Origin of the sequence: Sphingobium cloacae, from assembly GCF_002355855.1 — a bacterium.
Classification (GTDB): Bacteria; Pseudomonadota; Alphaproteobacteria; order Sphingomonadales; family Sphingomonadaceae; genus Sphingobium; species Sphingobium cloacae.
On sequence record NZ_AP017655.1, the window covers coordinates 528622 to 548412 of the forward strand.

The 19791-nt window shown below is 65.1% G+C and carries 23 protein-coding genes and 1 tRNA gene; 6 read left to right on the top strand and 18 right to left on the bottom strand.

The window, feature by feature from the left end:
* Positions 1-71 precede the first annotated feature (71 nt).
* From SCLO_RS02705 to SCLO_RS02775, 15 genes are all read right to left on the bottom strand, one after another.
* On the bottom strand, positions 72-1088 hold the full coding sequence (locus tag SCLO_RS02705; protein WP_021246296.1) for a TraU family protein: 1017 nt from the start codon (positions 1086-1088) through the stop codon (positions 72-74).
* Positions 1085-1750 carry a conjugal transfer protein TraW gene (locus SCLO_RS02710; RefSeq protein ID WP_021246297.1) on the bottom strand — a complete coding sequence of 222 codons (666 nt, stop codon included), beginning with the start codon at positions 1748-1750 and terminating at the stop codon, positions 1085-1087. The genes SCLO_RS02705 and SCLO_RS02710 overlap by 4 nt, the downstream gene beginning before the upstream one ends.
* Entirely contained in the window at positions 1740-1976 is a 237-nt protein-coding gene (locus SCLO_RS02715) for a hypothetical protein (protein WP_021246298.1), read from the bottom strand. Before SCLO_RS02715 ends, SCLO_RS02710 begins: the two co-directional genes overlap by 11 nt.
* Entirely contained in the window at positions 1973-2482 is a 510-nt protein-coding gene (locus tag SCLO_RS02720) for a hypothetical protein (protein ID WP_037484338.1), read from the bottom strand. The genes SCLO_RS02715 and SCLO_RS02720 overlap by 4 nt, the downstream gene beginning before the upstream one ends.
* The gene (locus SCLO_RS02725; protein ID WP_021246300.1) at positions 2479-2892 is read right to left on the bottom strand and encodes a hypothetical protein; all 414 of its coding nucleotides are present in this window, start codon (positions 2890-2892) and stop codon (positions 2479-2481) included. The genes SCLO_RS02720 and SCLO_RS02725 overlap by 4 nt, the downstream gene beginning before the upstream one ends.
* Positions 2889-3215: a hypothetical protein gene (locus SCLO_RS02730; RefSeq protein ID WP_013846825.1), complete on the bottom strand. Its 327-nt coding sequence runs from the start codon at positions 3213-3215 to the stop codon at positions 2889-2891. Before SCLO_RS02730 ends, SCLO_RS02725 begins: the two co-directional genes overlap by 4 nt.
* On the bottom strand, positions 3212-5728 hold the full coding sequence (locus SCLO_RS02735) for a TraC family protein (protein WP_021246302.1): 2517 nt from the start codon (positions 5726-5728) through the stop codon (positions 3212-3214). Before SCLO_RS02735 ends, SCLO_RS02730 begins: the two co-directional genes overlap by 4 nt.
* Positions 5725-6312 carry a TraV family lipoprotein gene (locus SCLO_RS02740; RefSeq protein WP_031291881.1) on the bottom strand — a complete coding sequence of 196 codons (588 nt, stop codon included), beginning with the start codon at positions 6310-6312 and terminating at the stop codon, positions 5725-5727. The genes SCLO_RS02735 and SCLO_RS02740 overlap by 4 nt, the downstream gene beginning before the upstream one ends.
* 35 nt (positions 6313-6347) lie before the next feature.
* Entirely contained in the window at positions 6348-7661 is a 1314-nt protein-coding gene (locus tag SCLO_RS02745; protein WP_021246304.1) for a TraB/VirB10 family protein, read from the bottom strand.
* Complete coding sequence (locus SCLO_RS02750) at positions 7658-8425, bottom strand: type-F conjugative transfer system secretin TraK (protein WP_021246305.1); 768 nt, start codon at positions 8423-8425, stop codon at positions 7658-7660. The genes SCLO_RS02745 and SCLO_RS02750 overlap by 4 nt, the downstream gene beginning before the upstream one ends.
* Positions 8409-9047, bottom strand: coding sequence for a TraE/TraK family type IV conjugative transfer system protein (locus SCLO_RS02755; RefSeq protein ID WP_021246306.1), 639 nt, complete (start codon positions 9045-9047; stop codon positions 8409-8411). The genes SCLO_RS02750 and SCLO_RS02755 overlap by 17 nt, the downstream gene beginning before the upstream one ends.
* A gap of 8 nt (positions 9048-9055) precedes the next feature.
* A complete protein-coding gene (locus SCLO_RS02760) occupies positions 9056-9322 on the bottom strand; it encodes a type IV conjugative transfer system protein TraL (RefSeq protein WP_013846819.1) in 267 nt (88 codons plus the stop codon).
* A gap of 136 nt (positions 9323-9458) precedes the next feature.
* Positions 9459-9776 (bottom strand): hypothetical protein, encoded by a 318-nt coding sequence (locus tag SCLO_RS02765; protein ID WP_013846818.1) that lies wholly within the window; start codon positions 9774-9776, stop codon positions 9459-9461.
* Between the two features lie 181 nt (positions 9777-9957).
* Positions 9958-10740, bottom strand: coding sequence for a DsbC family protein (locus SCLO_RS02770; RefSeq protein ID WP_021246307.1), 783 nt, complete (start codon positions 10738-10740; stop codon positions 9958-9960).
* Entirely contained in the window at positions 10727-11032 is a 306-nt protein-coding gene (locus tag SCLO_RS02775) for a DEAD/DEAH box helicase family protein (RefSeq protein ID WP_037484342.1), read from the bottom strand. Before SCLO_RS02775 ends, SCLO_RS02770 begins: the two co-directional genes overlap by 14 nt.
* A gap of 449 nt (positions 11033-11481) precedes the next feature.
* Here SCLO_RS02775 and SCLO_RS02780 point away from each other — a divergent pair, with 449 nt between their 5' ends.
* From SCLO_RS02780 to SCLO_RS02795, 4 genes are all read left to right on the top strand, one after another.
* The gene (locus SCLO_RS02780) at positions 11482-11871 is read left to right on the top strand and encodes a helix-turn-helix domain-containing protein (RefSeq protein ID WP_021246309.1); all 390 of its coding nucleotides are present in this window, start codon (positions 11482-11484) and stop codon (positions 11869-11871) included.
* Positions 11872-11944: 73 nt separating this feature from the next.
* On the top strand, positions 11945-12613 hold the full coding sequence (locus SCLO_RS02785; RefSeq protein ID WP_021690788.1) for a MobA/MobL family protein: 669 nt from the start codon (positions 11945-11947) through the stop codon (positions 12611-12613).
* Between the two features lie 756 nt (positions 12614-13369).
* Positions 13370-13573, top strand: a complete 204-nt coding sequence (locus SCLO_RS02790; RefSeq protein ID WP_021246311.1) for an excisionase — start codon at positions 13370-13372, stop codon at positions 13571-13573.
* Positions 13534-14670 carry an Arm DNA-binding domain-containing protein gene (locus tag SCLO_RS02795; RefSeq protein ID WP_021246312.1) on the top strand — a complete coding sequence of 379 codons (1137 nt, stop codon included), beginning with the start codon at positions 13534-13536 and terminating at the stop codon, positions 14668-14670. Before SCLO_RS02790 ends, SCLO_RS02795 begins: the two co-directional genes overlap by 40 nt.
* Before the next feature lie 208 nt (positions 14671-14878).
* Here SCLO_RS02795 and SCLO_RS02800 read toward each other — a convergent pair.
* The 3 genes from SCLO_RS02800 to SCLO_RS02810 form a co-directional block, all read right to left on the bottom strand.
* A tRNA-Glu gene (locus SCLO_RS02800) sits at positions 14879-14953 on the bottom strand.
* 296 nt (positions 14954-15249) lie between these two features.
* Entirely contained in the window at positions 15250-16035 is a 786-nt protein-coding gene (locus SCLO_RS02805; protein WP_066517229.1) for a SapC family protein, read from the bottom strand.
* 119 nt (positions 16036-16154) lie between these two features.
* Complete coding sequence (locus tag SCLO_RS02810; RefSeq protein WP_066517227.1) at positions 16155-17594, bottom strand: FAD-binding oxidoreductase; 1440 nt, start codon at positions 17592-17594, stop codon at positions 16155-16157.
* An 80-nt stretch (positions 17595-17674) separates the two neighbouring features.
* Here SCLO_RS02810 and SCLO_RS02815 point away from each other — a divergent pair, with 80 nt between their 5' ends.
* On the top strand, positions 17675-18109 hold the full coding sequence (locus SCLO_RS02815; protein ID WP_066517225.1) for a hypothetical protein: 435 nt from the start codon (positions 17675-17677) through the stop codon (positions 18107-18109).
* Between the two features lie 136 nt (positions 18110-18245).
* Complete coding sequence (locus tag SCLO_RS02820; protein ID WP_066517224.1) at positions 18246-19601, top strand: DEAD/DEAH box helicase; 1356 nt, start codon at positions 18246-18248, stop codon at positions 19599-19601.
* Positions 19602-19791 lie beyond the last annotated feature (190 nt).

Sequence of the window (19791 nt, forward strand, 5' to 3'; positions counted from 1 at the left end):
GGTGGGGAGCGTTCCGTGACGAGCGGGGCAGCTACCCGCGCGAGACGCACGGTTTGGGGGAAGCGATCTGCTCATGGCGTGGAAATCCCCGCGCAGCAGATCGCCTTCTCGAACAACATGAATTGGGCATTGTCCTTGCCCGGCGCGTGCTTGCCCGATGTCCAGAGCGCGCCGGGACGGCCGATGTTGACGCACTTGCCGCCCTTGACCGGCTCCATGATCTGCATCTTGTAGCGGCTCTTGGTCCAGATCGGCTGCGGCTTGAACGAGCAGCCGTCCGCCGAGTGGATCGTGAGAGCGCCCAGCCTGCCCATCATGAACGTCGAGCGCGCGGCGAGACCCGCCCAGGCCTCGACGCTGTCCCCGAAATGGATGTCGCCGGCGACCGGATAGGTCGCGCCCCAGGAGCCCATGCACCAGAACAGGGGATCGATGACCTTGCCAGCAGCTGCGGCGGCGCTGTCGGCCATACAGGCGAGGCCGGCCGCCGGATTGCCGAACAGGATGCCTTCGGGCTGGATGATAGCGCCCAATGTGCCCGACTGCCAGGTCGGCAGCACCTCGGTGATCATCGCGACGTCGAAGCCATCATCCTCGATGCACGGCAGGTCCGTGAACATGTCGAGCATCTTCCAGACCGGCGAGATGTAATAATGCGCCTGCGCGAACATCTTGCGGGTGTTGGTGCCGTCCGAGATCGACGACTGGCTGCCCTGCAATTTCCCACCGGTCGGCATGAGATCGACACCGAGCGCCATCATGCAGCCCGGCTCGGTCACGACATCAACCATGCGATTGGGTGACCAGAACGAAACCTTGACCCCTAACCAGAAGGTCGCACCCTTGCGGCAGGCGCAGAGCGGTTTGGAGGCCGACTGGGCGTCCAGTTCCTTGTCGAGCTTATCGTAGGAGCCCACCCGCACGCCCCCGATCGTGATCGGGAAGATGCAGTTCCAGCGCACCTTGGTGATCGGATTGAACACGGTGCCCGCCTCGCATTTGGAGGCATGCGCAGGCGTGGCGGGCGCGACGAGCGCCAGAGCGAGGGCCGCCGCGCCGGTGCGCAGCATCGAGATGAGCCGACTCATGGGATGGCCTTTCGTACGGGAGCGCGATCGACGCGCACCTCTGTCAGCTCCAGCTTCTGGCCGACCTGCCGGACGATCACGGGCGCGACGGTGAGGCCCAACCGCTCCTTCACGCGCTCCTCGAGAATGAAGAGGGCACGGCCGTGCTTCTCGCCAAGCGAGAGCGCATCGTCCTTTGCGTCCCCACCGCCGGTGAGGATGATCCAGTCGGTGAGCGCGGCGGTCTTCAGCGCCCAGCCCAGATCGCGGGGATGCACGACCACCAGCTTCTGCGGCAGCGACACATAGGTCAGCGGGTTGAAGGTGAAGCCCGCAGGATAGAGCAGCTTGCCGTCCGGCAGCCGGATTTCCTGATCGAGCGTGTAGAACGGCACAACGCTGCGAACCTGGTTCTGGCGCGCGACACCGAGCGTCGCGCCTTTCAATGCGCTCCAGCCCGAACGCGGCCCGAACTTTTCGGCCATATTGGGCGGCTGCTTTGCGGCACGCGCCTCGATCTCGGCCATCGCGTCGGGCTCGGCGATCGGCCATGTACGACCAATGGTCGATGTCTCGGCGTGGGCCACCCCCGCGACGATCAGCGCGCCGGCCAGACACCCGGCGATGAGCGCGGACTGGATGGCGAGGACATGCCAGCCTTGGGGGACACGTCTATCGACCACGGCGGCGCTCCCTCCAGGGAACGGCAGGCGTACGACTCTCGCCGCAGACCGCGCAGATGAACGCGGTGACGCCCAGGAACAGCGTGAGCCAGATCAGCGCCTGGCTGCCGCCGAGGTCGGGGGCCGACCAGAGCACCAGCGAAGACTGGAGGATCAACAGCAGATGGGTGCCGACCAGCAGGCGAATGGATGACGGACAAGGCGCGCCGGAGAAGATGCCGTTCATCGGCCCCACCTTTCGGCATGTCGGGCGAGGGCATTTGCCATCCTCGACGCGCGGTGCAGGAACCAAAGTCCTCCCCGCACAAGCGCGATCGGCGTCAGGACAAGAATGGCCGCCCGCATGAACAGGGGCATTTCCGGGACGAGCAGGAACAGGCCGACGATGATCGAGGCCGCCGCCGCTTCGAGGCCCACGATCTGCCGAAAGCGCAGAGCCGCGATCCTCTCGTCCCGACCGGACGTATATTCCATGGCAAGCGCGGAACGGGTCATGATCAGGAGCACGGCTTCATTCGAGCGATGCAGGCGTTCGACGTAGGCTTCCTGCGTCTCGCCCGGCAGGCGCGGGGCCATCCCTGGACGGATCAAAAGATTCTCCGGCCGTTTTCCGGGACGAGGAGGGATTTCGTCGATCCCGCCGTCGATCTGTCGGGCAAGCCAACGGATCATGTCGCCGATCAGCGGCCGGATCGACGACGGGTCGGGCGAGCCGGAGAAGCTGCCGTTCATGCCCATCTCCGTGCCCTCCGCGTGACCAGCCAATTCGGGATGCTGTCGATGATGCGGGCGATGCCGATCGCCAGCGCGGCGCCGGCAATTCCGGCACAGGCGATCAGCCCGGCCATGAGCGGCACTGGCAGCACGCTGTCCGCGGCCCCGCACAAGCCAAGAGCGGCATAGGCCAGGGCGGTGATGACCGGCCCGGTGAAGGTTAGCAGGAGAGCGTGCCGCCGCCAGCGCTGGCGCTCGCTTTCTAGGATGGTCCATTGCGCATCGCGAACGGACGCGAGGAACCGGACCCGGTCGCCCAGTTCCCACTGGCAGCGGACCAGGTAGTCGTGAAGGGATTCGTCCGGCCTGCGCACGACGAGGGTCAGGCGCTCATTGCCGCCACTGGGCGGGAGTATGTCCAGCATCATCTTTTCCTCCTGAGTTTTGCGAGCAAGCGGCCCGCGGCCCCGGTCAGGCCGATGAGGATGAGCCCGGTCAGGAAACAGCCGCCGCCAACGATCGCCGCGCCGCGAAGAACGATGCCAGCGGGCTGTTCGAGCACCAGCCCGGCCGCGAGCACGAGCGATGCGATCATCACGGATTCGATGACCACCAGGCGGAAGCGCCAGCGCAATGCGTCGGCTTCCGCCCGTGCGGCGACGCGCGCCTCGATGATCCGCTCGATATCCTCATCCGGGCTCTCCACGAGCCGGAGCGGCAACTGGTCGGGGGAGGGGGAGCGCCGCGTCATGACAGCGCGCTCCGCTTCAGCGGCGCTGCGTCATCGAAGGACGTGCCGATTATCCCGGCGGGATCGACGCCGGCGAGATCGCACACCGCTTCGAGCGGCGAGCGTCCGGCGCGGACCAGCGCCTCGAACGCGGCCACGTCTTCGGGCGCGGAGGTGTTGATCCAGTAGCTGAACGGATCGACGACGAGCCGGGCGATGCCGAGGCCAAGCGGGCTGTCGATGAAGACTTCCGAATAGTTCGGTTTGTTGTTGCGGACCGATTTCAGGAGGTCGAGGACGAAACCCGAATAGTCGAGGATCTTGTTTTCGACCGCCTTGTCATAGGTCGATCCCTGCAGGAGGAAGCGCGTCGCGGCATTTTCCAGGATCACCTGTCCCGTGCCGCCGAACAGCAGCAGATCGTTCATGCTCTGGAGAATGATGCCGAAGCTGCCGCGATATTTTCGGGCGCGGCGATAGCCCTGGCTGATCGCCTCGGCGAGGCGCGACAGGTCCTGGCCCTCTTCGCGGGTCATGAACTGCGCGGCTTCATCGCACAGCACGAAGCGGGGGCGATCACGGGCGGACAGGTAGAGTTCCTGCGTTACCGCGTTGATCACCACCATGACGACCACGTTGAACAGGTCAGGCATGGCCTTCAGGCGCTCGAGTTCGAGCACCACGAATTCATCGTTCGAGATGTCGAACGTGCTGGGACCGTTGAAATAATGGCCGTAGGCTCCGTCCGACCCGAAATCACGCAGGTTGAAGGCCAATTCGCGCGCCGTGGGCACGAGGTGGTCGACCCGGTCGAGATCGGAGACGGTGTTGGCCGGATAGGAGCCGAGCCATTCGCGCACCGCATCGATCCCGGCTTCCGCGCGGCCGCTCTCGATCGCCCATTGCACGGCGGACTTGAGCAGGTTCCATTCGGACGTGGTGACGCCCTTGCGCGTCCCGGCGTTGGCCATCTCCGCGACGATCGACACCGCCATCGAGATCGCGGACTCTCGATCGTCGCCGTCGAGAGCGAGCCCCAGGTCGAACGGATTGAGGACGAGATGCTCTTCGCCCAGATCGATGTAACGGCCCGAGCAGAGCGTGCAGAGCTTCTTGTAGCTGCCGCCGATGTCGATGATGCGGATGAGCGCGTTCTGCGCGAAATACTGCTGGCACAGGTTATTGAGCAGGAAGCTCTTGCCCGCGCCCGATTCCGCCGAGACGATGAAGTTGTAGTTGTTGATACGCGGATCGAAGAGGTCGAGCGTGATGAGCTGCCCCTTGCGGCCCGTGTAGAGCAGCGCCGGCCGCCCGCCGCCCCGGAAATCGGTTTGGATCGGCGACATCAGCACGCCCGCGCGCACCGGCACGCGGAAATCGCGCTGCAGCATACCGATCGTGCGTCGCTCGGGGTACAGGCCGAAGGGCAGGCTCGCGGCCAGCAGGATCGGGTTGAGGTAGGATTCCTCCTGGACCATCCACGGCAGCGGTTCGCTCTCCCACAGCCGCTTGGCGCGCGCCGCCATCTCGCGGGCCTGATGGCGGTCGCGGCCGAACACCCACATGGTGGGGATTACCGAGACGAACCGGGTGTTTCCGGCCTCGTCCAGGATCCACCCGATCTCTTCGATCTGCTTGCCGACCTCGACCGCGAAGGACCCCGCCGCCTTCTGCGCCGAGAGAATCTGCGCGCGCTTGTGGATCTCGAAGGCCGAGTGATCGAAGAGGACATTGAGCGTATAGAGGAACGGCCCGCCGATCTGGTCGCTGTCCTCGGACGACCCGCGCATGCCGCCGGTGAGACGATTGGCACGTTCGGCGGTGATCCGCCGCGGCGGCGACTTGGGCGTCAGACAGCGCGCCACCTGGTTGCCCAGATATACTTCCGGCCCGTCGAAGCGGAGCGCCGGCCCGGCATCGATGATCTGGCGGCGCAGCGGCACGTCGGCGGTCTGGGTGAAGACGCCGGGCGCGGGCGCATGAACGCCGTTGAAAATGCGCCGGTAGAGCGAGATGATCTCGCTCGGCGCCATCGGGCGGATGCCGAGCTTGGCGAGCTGCTCCTCGATCTGGCGGCGCAGGTCGCTGTCCATCGGCGCGCGCGTCTTGACCGACAGGAATGCGCGGAAATCGCGGATCGGGATGCCATGCAGGGCCTTCAAGCCCATGGTGCCGGCGCGCAGATAGTCGAAGGTGCGCCGGGCCGAGGCCTGGATGAGCGGATCGGGCCGTGTCTTGAGGTCGAGAAAGGCGTCGAGCGCATCGTCGATCAGCGGGTCGGCGAAACTCTGGAGCTGGAGGATCGTGCCTTCGGGAAAATTGACGTTGAGCAGCCCCAGCAGCGCCTCATGGACATGGGCGAACATGTAGGGGGAGGGGATCAGCTCCCAGCTATAGCCCCAGCCATCGTCGATGGTGAGGAAGGCCTGTTCTTCCTCGACCCAGGCGGCGAGCGGAAGAAAATCGGAATAGCTGTCGCGCTCGACGCTGCGGCGCAGCCGCGCCAGCGTCATGCCCGATTGATAGCTGGTCATGGCCGGGCCCCCGCATCATTCTGGCCATCGTCGGGGCGGTCCCTGACCTGTTCGAGCACGTTCGCGCGGGACGCGGGCGAAACCGGGGCGACAAGATAGTCGCCGACCACCCATTGCGGGCGCTCGACCAGCGAATAGACATAGCGCGGCATGTAGAGCCGGTCGGGCCGCTGGCGGTCGGCATAGGGCAGGATCAGCGTCCGGACCGAACGCGGGGGCTTGAGCATCGGCGTGACCGGCTGCTCGATCAGCCCCTGGAGCTCGCGATAGACGCTATCGCGATAACCGGCGAAGGCGCCCGACGTTGTTCCAGTGGAACCGCGCGCGGCCTTGCCGTCCCTGAGCAACTTCCTGTCCCTGGTGACCGCCGGATCGGACTTCGACGCGACGCCCGCAACGGCATCGGCATAGGCCTTCTCAGGGTGGATGCACTGGCCGTGATCGTCGTTCTTGCAACTGAACTTCTCGCTATAGGGCGACATGATCGAGCCCATCGTCGCGCAGCCGCTCAGCATGAAGGCGGCGCAGACCGGAAGAAGCGGGGAGAGGGCGCGCGATCGGCGCGCGGGCGATAGAGGCCGCATGGGCGATACTCCCTGTTGGATGAGGAGCCGGCGCATCAGAACTTGCTTCCGGCGGTCGGCTTGATATCGAGGGTGACGCCCTCCTGGATCACGACCACGACGTCCTTCGCCGCGCCGACCTCAACGATCGGCCCCGCCTGGCGCGCGAGATCGAGATAGAAATCGGTGAGCTTCTCGGACGATCGCGACAGGCCGCCGGCGATGCCGGCCTTGGCGGCGTCGCCCGCATCGAGCGTGCGCACCGAACCCAGCGCCGAGGTCGAGACGTCGCCGACCGTATTCTGGACCGTATCGGCGACCCCGGTGATGGTCCCGGCGATGAACGCGCGGGCAAGGGCCGCGCCGGCGCGGGTGACGACCTTGCCGGAGAGGCCCTTCTTGCCGTCGGCGTCGACGAAGAAGCCCTTGATGGGCTGGTCGACCACCGAGCGTTCGTCGAAATCGACGCAAGAGAGGCTGACCAACTGGACTTCGACCCGTTCCTTCGCGAGGCTGCCGGTGGCGTTGCCGATGACGAAGCAGCCGGCGAGGTTGGCTTTGACGTCATTGGGCAGGACGGCGGGGGCTTGCACCCGCGCGATCAACGGTTCGGGATTGTTGGTCGCATCCCGGCTCGCCAGCGCATCGATCCCGGTCAGCAGCCGCGCCTTCATGAAACCAGGTGGCAAATAGATGGTCCGCGTCTTTTTTTTAGCGGCCTGTGCCCCATCGGCGGCCGCGACCGGACTGGTCGCGGCGCCGATCGCGCCCACGGTCTTCTCGACCGGCGGGGCCGGAGGCGCTGGCGGCGCGGCGGGCGGCGCGGGCGGCTTCGCGACGGAAGGATCGATGTCACCGGTCGCGGGCGGTTCGGGAAAGTCGGGAACCGAGCCGGGGATCGCCGGAGGAAGATCGCCGTCCAGCGCATGGGGCGGCGTGCCGGAACCGGGCGCGACCTTGCCTTCCTCGATGGCGGAGACGCGATCGCCGAGCAATTGCTGTCCATCAAGAATCTTCTGCAGGTCGCCGCGCAGCTTGACCTCTAGGCTGTCGCCGCGAAGCCCCGCGCCCATGTCGAGCTTCGAACTGGGCGATGGCGCGGCCTGCTCGGTCTTGTCGCCGCTGGCCGTGTAGAGGCCGAGCCCCAGCACGCCGATCGCACCGGCAACGCCAAGCTGCCTCAAACGCAGCTGCTGGCGTGCGGTCAGCGTTTGCCACCGCGTCTTGAGATCGAGCAGCGCGGGGCCGCGCGTATTCTCGCCAGGACGAGGGCGGTCCGCCTCATAGCCGTCGAGGTCGAGTTCCTCCGCGCGATCGGCAGGACCGCGCCCGCGGGGCCCGCGACCGCCGCGAGAGTCCCCGCCGCTCATTGCCCGGCTCCCCGGCGAACGACGATCAGCCGCGCGGCTTCCCCGGCCTCGATATTGCCCCGGTCGAGGGTGATCGCGAAGATGTTGGCGCCGAGCGCGCCGTCGAGAAAACCGCGTTCGTCGAGCTGCGCGCCGCCGGCGGCAGAGACCAGATATTCCGATGCCGAGAGGCCGGACCCGTCGATTTCGATGCGGCGTCGTTCCTCCAGCGTGGCGCCCGGCAGCGTCGCGAGCCGGATCGGCCCGGATCGGGGCGCAACGCTGGTGAAGCTCGCCGGGATCCGGTCCTGGAGCATCGAGAGCGTGATCGAGACTGCACGCTCTTCTTCGACCAGGGGTCCTAGCAGTTCCTCATTGGCGCGGGCGCGCTGGGGAGCGCCGGGCTGGAGCATCACCGTCTGCGCCGGAATATCCGACGGCTCGGCATAGAGCGCATAGACCGCGCCGTTGCAGGTGATGAAGAACTCAGACGGCACGGTGACGAAGCTGCGCGTCACCATCCCGGCGTCGTCGATCTCGCGAACGAGGAACTTGATCCAGGCGTCGGAACCGGCGCGCTCCACGGCGATCGCCTTTTCGGCGCTGAACCTGACGTCCTCGATTTCTCCGCCCGAACAGATGACATGGTTGATGTCGCGGTTTGACAGGCGGATCGTGCTGGTCTGGTCGGGCAGAACCATGATGGATTGCGCGGCGGCCGGAGCGGCAAGCGACAGGGCGAGCAGCATCAGGCTCGGCCGCGCGGACTTAGCGAGGCTGGACATCGAAATTTTCCTCATTGAGGGCGGTCAGCCAGAAGCGGCCATTGTCGATCACGTAACGGATCCGAAGATTGCCCCGGAACTTGCGGATCACCCCGCCGATCACCCGGACCTTCTCGACCGGCACGAGAATCTCGGTCCGGGTCCAGGTGACGGGCTGGTCGGGGCGGATATAGGTCGCGATCGAGAGCGTCGGATTATTGGCCAGTTCGTCGAGCAGCCGGTTGAGGCTGTCGCGCAGGCTGTTGTAGGTCGAGGGGTGCGTGATGCTCAGCAGTTCCTGGAACTGCCGATCCGCGGAGTAGGCGGAGTAGGTGCCCGAGAGCGACACGACATTGCGCGTGATCGAGCGCAGATAGGCCTCGGACGGCTCGCCGCCCGTGACATAGAGGTCGCCGCCCGCGCCGTAGGGGACGATGATCGTCCGGGTGTTCTGGTTGGAGGTGTAGATCACCGTGCCCAGCACCGCCGTGATCCCGAACAGGCCGATGACGGCGAGCTTCAACAGCCGGTTCTCCTCGAACAGGTTGCTCGCCCCTTGCAGGTAGCGGTGGATGCCATAGCTGCCCGGCTTGCCGATCAGCGGATCGCGTGGGGGTGTGCCGGGGGATTTGCGTCCGAACATGGCCCGCCTCATTCGTAGAACCGAGTCTGGGTCGGACCCGGATAGTTGGACCAGCGGACCAGGCCCCAGCGCCAGGCCATGTGCGGGATGAAGCCGCGCGGCTTGGTGCGGAGCCAGGGAACGAAAAGGAGAAGACCCGCGACGAGCGCCCAACCGAGCATCCCGCCCACGATCACGGCGACGAAGATCACCGTGATCACGAGCACGAACTCGTCCGATCCGAACCACAGGATCTGGACGGGTTTGTGCAGATATTGGGGTAGCCGCTCGTCCACGAGCCTTCTCCTCCTTGCGTCGTGACCTCCCTGCGAAGCTGGTTGAACTTCGGGGGTTGTCCCGCCAGTGCGCCTCATGCGCCCTGGCCCGTTGAGGTCCGCCGACCGCGCCCAGGCGCGGCGGCGGACCAATCCGTCAGATGACCATTCCGAATGTCTGGAGGATCGAGTCCGCCTTGATCAGGCAGACGGCCGCCACGATGGTCGGGATGCCGATCATGATGTTCGAGAAGAGCCTGCTCACGCCGAACAGGAAGGCCGCGACGCCGCCGACGAAGCCGAGCGGGCCTTTGACCCCTTGATTGACCACGATATCGTAGATGTCGTAGCCGAGGTCGCCGGCCGCCGGCGCCGAGAAGGCGTGAGCCCCACCGGCCCCGAGCAGCGCGAGCAGGGTTACGGGAATGCCGACATTGGCGATTGAGGCGGATTGTCTGCCGAGTGTTTTCAACATGCACTTGCTCCAGGGAAGATGGGCCGCTCCGGGGACTGCTTGCCGGCATCGATGAGGATCGCTGTCGGCCGACGGCGAGGCTGGACGGCCCGGTTCGGGTCCCGCCGCCGGCATTGGGATTTGCGCGGCAGCGGCAGAGCCGATGCACCGCGCGTTCGCGATGTGAGGAGCCGGAAGGCGATCAGCGGCCGGCATTGGCGAGCGCCTTCTTACCGTCGAGGAACGCCTCGATCTCGGCCTGCCGGAAACCGGAAATCATCTGTCCGTCCGCGATCAGGGTCGGCGTGCCGGTGATGCCGGTCTTGCCGACGATTCCGGCATGCGCCTCGACCCTGGCCTTGCCTTCCGCGCATGTGCGCAAAGGCGTGGGCGCGGTTCCGGCGTAGATCGCCTTGAACGCCGCTTCCTTGTCCGGGGAGCAAAGGACATGCTCGGCCTTGGCGGCGGCCTCGGCGTGGATGCCGGAGACGAAGAAGATCAGGCGCCGCACCGGCTTGCCTTCGGCCGCTTTCGCCGCCCAGAAGCGGTCGAGCGCCCGGCAGTAGGGACAGTCGGGATCGGTGAACTCAATCACCGTGGGCGCGCCCGCCGGACCGATGGCGAGGGCCATGCCGGTGTCGATCCCGGCGAGTTTCTTCGCTGAAGCGGCGTTCTGCGCCAGCGCGGTGAGGTTCTGGCCGTTGCGGTCGTAGATTTCCGCGAACAACAGATGTTCGCTGTCAGGCGCATAGTAGATGATGCGGCCGCCCGCCGTCGCCTGATAGATCGGGCCCTTGACGGGCGCCGGCCCGAAATCCTCGAATTGCAGATTGACGAAGGTCTGCCGCAACTCGCTTTCGGCATCGCGCGCGGCGGCGGTAAGCGGATCGGCGGCTTGCGCGAACGCTGCGCCTTGAGCAGCGAGCAACAAGGGGAGGACGAGGGCTGCCGCACCAAACAGGCGGGTGGGCTTATGGATGTGCATGCGATCTCTCCTGAAGAGTGCTGGCAGGGCGGGAGAGCAGGCGCGCATCGACATGCGTGCCCGACCCCACCGGGATGTGCTCGGCAGTGACGGGTGCGGGCATCGACTCCATCCGGTTCGTCACGGCGGCGCGCAGAACGAACCCATCGACCGTCGCCACCACGATGCGCGGCTGCTCGGCCACCGGCGCGATAACTGTCTGTCGGCCATGTCCGCCGGGTCCGGCACAGGCTGTCGTCGTGACGATCAGTGTGCCCAGGGCAGCCGTCATCGCTTTGGCAATCGGCATCATGCACGACTCCATGTTGGCGCCCCGCGCCATGGTTGATGAATACTTAATGGTCCGAAGTATCAGGTCCGATTCGACTTGAACCCTCGCAACACGATCTGAGTGATTTGAAACGAAGAGGATTGCAACAGGCCCCGGCAGTGGGGTGCCTGAAATGGCGATATTAGCCGTAAATATGCGAACTTAGCCTTATAAATTCGCTTTCGGGATCACATGGACTGATCTGGTGCCGGTTCGGCAATAAAGTTCCTGAATGATCCGATTTGGAGGAAAATGGAAATTAACTGCTCATTGTGCGTCGAAACATAAATATGGTCGCGCATCCGCTATAAATGGGCAGAGATATTCCTCTAAAATCATCGGCATCTATTCTTGATGCTGGTTACTCCACGATCCTACCTTTGCCGGATTACCCACAGAGCCCGACGGGCCGAACCGGGGAGGAAGGACATATGGCATCCGATGGAAAATTCGCCGACGTCGACCTGTCGATCTTCAAGGAACTCAAGAAGCTCTCCGGCGAGAAGATCAGGCAGGCGCGAAAGGCGCTCGGTTTGACGCAGCTGGAGGTCGCCACCGAAATGGGCGGAAGCCTGCGCTGGTATCGCGCGATCGAGTCCGGCGATCCGGGGATTAGGCTGGAGGATCATCTGATCGCACTGCTCCGGCTCGGTGCATCGACCGCGCATATCGCGCTGCCTGTCCTCTATGCGGGCCAACGCATGCGGTTCCCGCGGCAACTGATCCACGGTGACCTGGCCAGCATCGAACGCACATGCATTGAGGCGATCTCGGATGCGGTGATCGCCGGGCTGAAACAGGACCTCTCACCCGAATGGTAGCGGGACGGCGGGAAGGACCAGTCATGAAAATTGACGGTCCGGTTCGGGCGTGACGCTGGGACAGGCGGAAAAGATGGCGATCTTTCATTTCCATGTGAATATCATCAGCCGCGGCGCCGGACGCAGTATCGTCGCGGCCGCGGCATGGCAAAACAGCTGCCGCCTGTACGATGAGCGCTACGGCCGGTTTTCCAATTTCGTGAACAAGCGGGCGGTTGCCTGGTCTGCGCTGATACTGCCGTCCGGGGGCCCCGCGCAGTGGGAGGATCGCGAGTGTTTCTGGAACGCGCTCGAAGCCGCCGAAATCCGCAAGGATGCGCAGCTTGGCCGTCAGTTCGACGTGGCGCTGCCCGATGAACTGGACCTGCCGGCGTCGATCGCGGTTCTGCAGCGTTTCGCCAGCGAGATATTTTGCATCGCGGGTTTTGCCGCCGACCTGACACTGATCGAAATGGGCGATACGCCCAGAGGCAAGCGCCACCATGGCTATGTGCTGATACCGACCCGTCCGATTGTCGACGGCATGTTCGGCCGGAAACCGCGCGAATGGAACAGCCGCGTGAAGCTGCTCGAAATCCGCGCGGCCTGGGCGATGATGCTGAACGATAAGTTCGCGGCGCTCGGCTATGATGTCCGCGTCGATCATCGGTCCAACGAAGAACGCGGCATCGACGCTCCGCCGGTTAAGCATATCGGCATGGCCCGCAAGCGTATCGCGGCGCGCGCCCGGCAAACATCCTGACAATAGTCCGTGGCCGGCGCCTCACCGGCGGTGCGGTCCATCATGACGACGGCGAGGGCGGTTGCGGCGGGCGTGTAGAGGAGAAAATAACCGACTGCACATGCGGCGACGGCAGCGGCAGGGATTGCCGTCGCCATGACCGCTGCCGCCACGGCGAAAACGGCTAGAAGCTGAACGGCCGCTGCGACAAGAAGTATCCGCCGCCGACCGAGCCTGTTGGCCAGCCACCCGGTGAGCATTGCGGAGGCCATGCCGGCGAGCGGACCGGTCATGTTGACGATGACGCCGAGACGATCGAGGCTCCACCCCCTCCTGTCAATCAGCGCGCCCGCGATCGCGCGCGGCAGGCCGCCATGCGTCCCGATCATTTGTCCCATTCTTCGAGGCCATCAACAACGGCGAGTGGAACGCTGCGAGTCTCTTCCAAGGCGCGACAACGCCAATAGGCTGACAGGCGAAAGCACGAGATTAGGCAGTGGGTTGCCCAAATATGCGATCTTGGCCTCTTTTTAGGACCAGGATCGAAATGCTAGACTGACGTCGCGTCATGGCCTGCTTGCGCTGCCCAACAGGCCAGCGATCCATGCGCCATTTCTGCGAGGATTATCCAGACCCACGTTCGCGAGCGCCTGCCCGTCCTGGTCGGCCGGCCATGCGGTCATCGCAGATCGGCCGGAAGGGAAGGGAGCGGGAGGAGAGAGGAAGCAGCGGACGGTTGGCTGTCCGTGGTTTCCTTTCCTCAACCGGAGCACTGTCATGACGGGCGCGCGCTACGTGCGCATCAAGCGCTTCGCCGAGCTGACCGGCTACACCGAGAAAGCGGTCTATCGAAAGATCGCCGACGGCGTGTGGATTCAGGGCCGCGAATATCGCCGCGCTCCCGATGGCAGCATCTGCATCGACCTCGAAGGCTTCCACAAATGGGTAGAAAACGGCCAGGGACTGGCGTCGAGCCGCTGAAAAGCTGCATTCGCGTCCGCTTCCGCTGGAACGGGCGGCTCTATCGCGAAACGCTCCAGCTCCAACCCACATCCGCTAACATCAAGGCGGCCGAGCGCTTGATGGCCCGTGTCCATCAGGAAATCGATCTCGGCGTCTTCGATTATGAAAGCACGTTTCCCAAGGGTGATGCCAAACCCGACCGGAACAAATACGCGGGCTTCAAGACTTATGCGAAAGAGTGGCTCGCAACGCTCGTAGTCGAGAAATCGACGATGTCCGACTATGTGTCGGCGATCAATAATGTCTGGTCGCCGGCTTTCGGTGAGCGGCAACTCAAGAGCATCAAGCCGAGCGAGATCAAGAAGGTCATCGCCGACCGGGCGAAGCAGGTCAGCGGCAAGACGATCAACAACAACGTCATTCCGCTGCGCGGCATCTTCGAGATGGCTCTCGACGACGAGCTGATCGACCGCTCGCCGCTGGAACGGATCAAGAGCCAGAAGCATCAGAAACGCGAGCCGGACCCGTTCGACCGGGAAGAGACCGAACGCATCCTCACCTATATGCACGAGCGTTACGACGAGCAGGTCTGGAACTGGTATGAGTTCGCCTTCGGGACCGGCATGCGTCCCAGCGAACAGATCGTCGTCCAGTGGCGCGACGTCGACTGGAAGCGCCAGTCCATCCGGGTCGAGCGTGCCCGCGTCCGGGCCGTGGAGAAATCGACCAAGACCAGGACCGTGCGCGACGTCGATCTTACTCCGCGAATGATGGCCGTGCTTAGACGCCAGAAGGCGCACAGCTTCATGCGGGGGCTCGATTCGCCGATCTTCATCAACCCGGTCACAAACACGCCGTGGCCGGACGTGCAGGATCAGCGGAAGCTCTATTTCCATCCCGCACTGCGTGCGCTCGGCATCCGCAGCCGTGATGCCTATCAAACGCGCCACACTTACGCGACGACGGCGCTGATGGGCGGGGTGAACCCGGCCTATATCGCCCGCCAGCTTGGCCACAAGAGCGCGGCAATGCTGTTCCGGCACTACTCGAAATGGATCGATCACGCGGACTATGGCCGCGAAGCAGCCAAGCTCAATCAGATCTACGGTTCCTGACGCGGATGTCTGGCTGGTCTGTGGGGAGGGCTTGCCTGTCGGTGGCGGCTGCCGCGAACGAATCCCTCGTCTACTGGGCAGCTATTGAGGTGATCTAAAAGAGCCTGGAACGGGGGCTGGGGTGGCCTCGAAAAACGCCAAATGTGCCACGAAAGTGCCACGGAAACCGCATTTTCGCGATTCCCCCTAACAATATCAACTACTTAGCTGGTGACCCCTACGGGAATCGAACCCGTGTTTCAGCCGTGAGAGGGCCGCGTCCTGACCGCTAGACGAAGGGGCCATGATCGCATGTGGGCGATCGGCAGGCGGTGGCGATTAAGCGCGCGGCCGGCCCGCGTCAAGCGAAACCGCCGCGATCGTTCCTTCCCGGCACATAAAAAACCACCCCATGCGATTCGCACGGGGTGGCCAGGTTCAGGGAGGAGACGCCTCCAAAGGGGGAGGCGCCCATACGACGCACCCGAAAGGGGGGCAGGTGGCCGTATGTTTCGAAGATAGGGGACGTTGCGTTTTCTTTCAAGAGGAATGCAACGCCCCTCCTATCAATTATTTGTCGCGGTCCTTGCGGACGCCTTTTCAGGCGTTCGCGGCCTGCGGCACGTCGGCGCCCGCGATCGGGCCCTTGCCCTGCTGGACCTGCGCCTCGAAAATCTCGCGCATCAGTTGCAGCGAGAAGAGGTGGGAGTGGATCAGCGGAAGCATGCCGCTCTGGTTGATCTTGCGGAGCTGGTCGCCGCGCAGGTCGCGCAGCTTTTCCTCATTCACCATGCGGAAGCCGCGATAGATGAAGGGCTGGTCGCTGCCGGGCACCTGGATGGCGACTTCGCCGTCCATCAACAGGTCCAGTTCCTGAAGCTCGCGGACGAACTGGCCGGTGCGCGCCGCCGCCTGCTCGAAATCCTCGCAGAATTTGAGCACGCCCTGCGTCAGTTCGGAGGGTTTGCCCTCCTCGAACAGCGGCTGCCCGTCCTCGAACGCGCCCAGCGCCTCGCTGGTGGGGTCGAAGCAGAGCGAAAGCTCGTCGCTGTCCGGGCGCAGCTTGGCCAGCATCCAGGGATAGCGGCGGACATAGGCGGGAACATAAGCCGGGCCGCGCAGCTTGCCTTCCTCGTCGAGGAAGATGTTGACCCCTTCGTTGAGGCCCATCAGCGCCAGCGGCACCGAATCCTCGCCCGCCGAGAAGATGATCGGCAGGAAACGCTGGGCGGCGACGAATTCGTCGACGGTGAGCGGCACCGCATGCTGGTCCTTCAGGAACGGCGCGGCGTCCAGCGCGCGGCTGCGGTAATCGGCATGATCCGCGCTGCTGAGCGGCAGCAGGTCGTTGTAGAAGATGGGAAGGCCGGTCGGTGCGCTTGCCATGATATGCGTTCCATTCGTTCAAAGGCGGCCGTTGGAAAGGCGCCGCCGGGCTGCAATATTGGCTGAGCGCAGTAGAGCCCTTGGCCGCGCGAGGCAATTGCTTTGTCGATGCGCGGTCTTCAGCCTTCGCCGGCGCGGGGGATGAGCTTGTCCGGGTTCATGATGCCCCTGGGGTCGAGCGCGGCCTTGATGGCGCGCATCGCCGCGATCCGCGCCGGGGAGGAGAGGCGGCCCAGCTCGGCCCGCTTCATCTGCCCGATGCCATGTTCGGCCGAGATCGACCCGCCCGCCGCGACCACGGCGTCATGGACGAAGGCGTTGATGGCCTGGCCCTGCCGGGCGATCCATGCCGGGCCATCCGCGGTTCCCCTGGGCGCGCGGACGTGGAAATGCACGTTGCCGTCGCCCAGATGGCCGAAGGAGGAGGCGGTCGTGCCGGGGAAGGCGCGCTCGGCCGCGTCCGCCGCCTCGACCATGAAGGCGGGCATCCGGGCGACGGGCACGCTGATGTCATATTGCAGGGCGGGGCCTTGCGCGCGTTCCGCTTCGGACAGGGATTCGCGGATGCGCCAGAAGGCTTGCGCCTGCGCCTCGTTGGCGGCGACGGCGGCATCTACCGCGATGCCGCGCTCCAATGCCTGCGCCAGGGCGTCTTCCAGCCGTTCGGCGGGACCGGGCTCGCGCATGTCGGCATGGTCGACTTCGATCAGCACATGCCATGGCGCGCGGGTGGCGATGGGGCAGCGCGCGCCGGGAATATGGGACAGCACATGGCCCAGGCCGTCGTCGGCGATGATCTCGAACCCTTCCACGCTGTCGCCCAGCCGCGCCTCGGCCAGGCGCAGTAGGGCAAGCGCGTCCGCCGGCGACCGGACGCCGGCCCAGCCCACCGCCCGCGCCGCGATGGCGGGGACGAGGCGCAGCGATGCGGCGGTGACGATCCCCAGCGTCCCTTCCGCGCCGATCAGCAATTGCCTGAGGTCATAGCCGCGATTGTCCTTCTTGAGGGCGTCGAGCCCTTCGAAGACGCTGCCGTCGGGCAACACCGCCTCGATCCCCGCCACCAGCGCGCGCATGGTGCCGTGGCGCAGCACCTGCGTCCCCCCCGCATTGGTGGAGACGAGGCCGCCGATGGTCGCCGACCCCTTCGCGCCGAGGCTGAGCGGGAAGCGGCGGCCCACCACCTCGGCTGCTTCGTGCAGGTGGGAGAGGATCACGCCCGCCTCGCAGATCGCCAGATCATCGTCGGGCGACAGGCTGCGGATGCGGTTCATGCGGCGAAGCGAAAGGATCAGCGCGCTGCCGTCGGCGGGCGGCGTCGCGCCCCCCACCATCGACGTGTTCCCGCCCTGCGGCACCAGCGGAACGCCCAGTTCCGACGCCAGCGCCACCGCCGCGGCGACCTCCTGCGTGGAGGCGGGCGCGAGGATCGCCGCCGCCGCGCCATGGAACCGGCCCCGCCAGTCGGTGAGCCATGGGGCGATGTCGTCCCTGTCCGTGATGACGCCCCTGGGGCCGAGCAGGGCGGCAAAACGGTCGATGATGCTTTGTCCCGTCATGGAAACTGTCCTATGCCCCGGAGTTCATCGGTTGTTCAACCGGTGAGCGATAGCATGGCTTTCCCAAAAAGGGGTTCGGCTTGTTTCATTCCCTTCTGCTGCTGCTGGTCGCGCCGGCCGATGCATCGACGCAATGGGCGCAGTTGACCATCGAGCGGCGCGTCATCATTCGCGTGCCCATGGCGCGCAAGGGCAAGGCGCCCGTGCGAATCGCGCCCCAGGCCAAGGATGCGTGGCGGGAAAAGAAAGGCCCCCGCTGCATCGCGCTCCAGTCGATTCGGTCGGCCAGCATCGTGGTCGCCAACGGGGTCGACCTCATTCTGGCGGACGATCATCGCTATCGGGCGCGGCTGGAGCGGGGATGCGACGCCACGGGCTTCTATTCCGGTTTCTATGTCGAGCCGCACGAGGACGGGTCGCTCTGTTCGGGCCGGGACGAGTTGCAGGCGCGCAGTGGCCTCAGCTGCGGCATCGACGGCTTCAGGCGGCTGGTCGCGCAGGACGCGGACGACTGAACCGGGAAGGCGGGGCGGGGCGCAAACAGCCCGGCGATGCGCGATTTTCTTGACAAGACGCCAATATTTACGCAAGGCGCGCGCGATTTATGCCGCATTTTCGCGGCGCTTCATTTTCCTGCATCGGACCGCTTGAATGACTTTTGCCGATCTCGGCCTTTCCGACGAATTGCTCAAGGCCGTGGCCGAGTCCGGTTACGACACGCCCACGCCGATTCAGGCGCAGGCCATTCCACCCGTGCTGATGATGAAGGACATCATCGGCATCGCCCAGACCGGCACGGGCAAGACGGCGAGCTTCGTGCTGCCGATGATCGACATCCTCGCCCATGGCCGCGCCCGCGCGCTGATGCCGCGCAGCCTGATCCTGGAGCCGACCCGCGAACTCGCCGCGCAGGTGGCGGAGAATTTCGAGAAATACGGCAAATATCACAAGCTTTCCATGGCGCTGCTGATCGGCGGCGTGCAGATGGGCGATCAGGTGAAGGCGCTGGAAAAGGGCGTTGACGTGTTGATCGCCACGCCGGGCCGTCTGATGGACCTGTTCCAGCGCGGCAAGATATTGCTGAACGGCTGTTCGATGCTGGTCATCGACGAGGCGGACCGGATGCTCGACATGGGCTTCATCCCCGACATCGAGGAAATCTGCACCAAGCTCCCGGCGCAGCGGCAGACATTATTGTTCTCCGCGACCATGCCCGCGCCGATCAAGAAGCTGGCCGACCGCTTCCTCTCCAACCCCAAGTCGATCGAGGTGGCGCGCCCCGCGACCGCCTCCACCAACATCGCGCAGCATCTGGTGAAGGTCGATTCGCGCAAGAAGCGCGACGTGCTCCGCAAGATGCTGGCGGCGGAGGATGTCACGAGCGCGGTCATCTTCTGCAATCGCAAGACCACGGTGCGCGACCTCAACAAGAGCCTCCAGCGCCACGGCTTCCGTTCGGGCGAGATTCATGGCGACATCGACCAGTCGGCGCGCATCGCCGAGCTGGAGCGTTTCCGCACCGGCGACGTGAACATCCTCGTCGCCTCCGACGTGGCCGCGCGCGGGCTGGACATCAAGGGCGTCAGCCATGTGTTCAACTTCGACGCGCCATGGCATCCCGACGACTATGTGCACCGGATCGGGCGCACCGGCCGGGCGGGCGCGAAGGGCGTCGCCTACACCTTCGTCACCGCCGAGGATGCGGAGGCGATCGACAATATCCAGAAGCTGATCGGCCAGAAGATCGAGACGATCGGCGCGCCCGCCGCGCAGGCGGAGCAGCAGGAAGAGCGTCGCGAGGAAAAACCGCGCGGCCGGGATCGGAAAGGCCCCGACCGCAAGAGCGATGACCGCAAGAGCGAAGACAGGAAACCCGCCCGCCGTCCCGAACCCGCGCCGGCCAGGGAACCGTCCCGCCCCCGCCGCCCCGAACCTGTGGACGAAGGCCCGGACGAGGGCTGGAACGGACCCGTCCCGGAATTCCTGTCGGTCAGCTTCGGACTCTGAAATTTTTGTCCGTCAAGGGTGGATTGGCGACAGTCCGCTTTCTTCATTCCGTTCGCCCTGAGCGAAGTCGAAGGGCACGGCCGACCGTAGGGAGGCCACTTTGCTCCGCCCAGTGGAGGGCTTCGGCAAGCTCAGCCCGAACGGAGATTGGATGTCCGCTCTTGGCCGAATCCAGCCATCGCGGGACCGT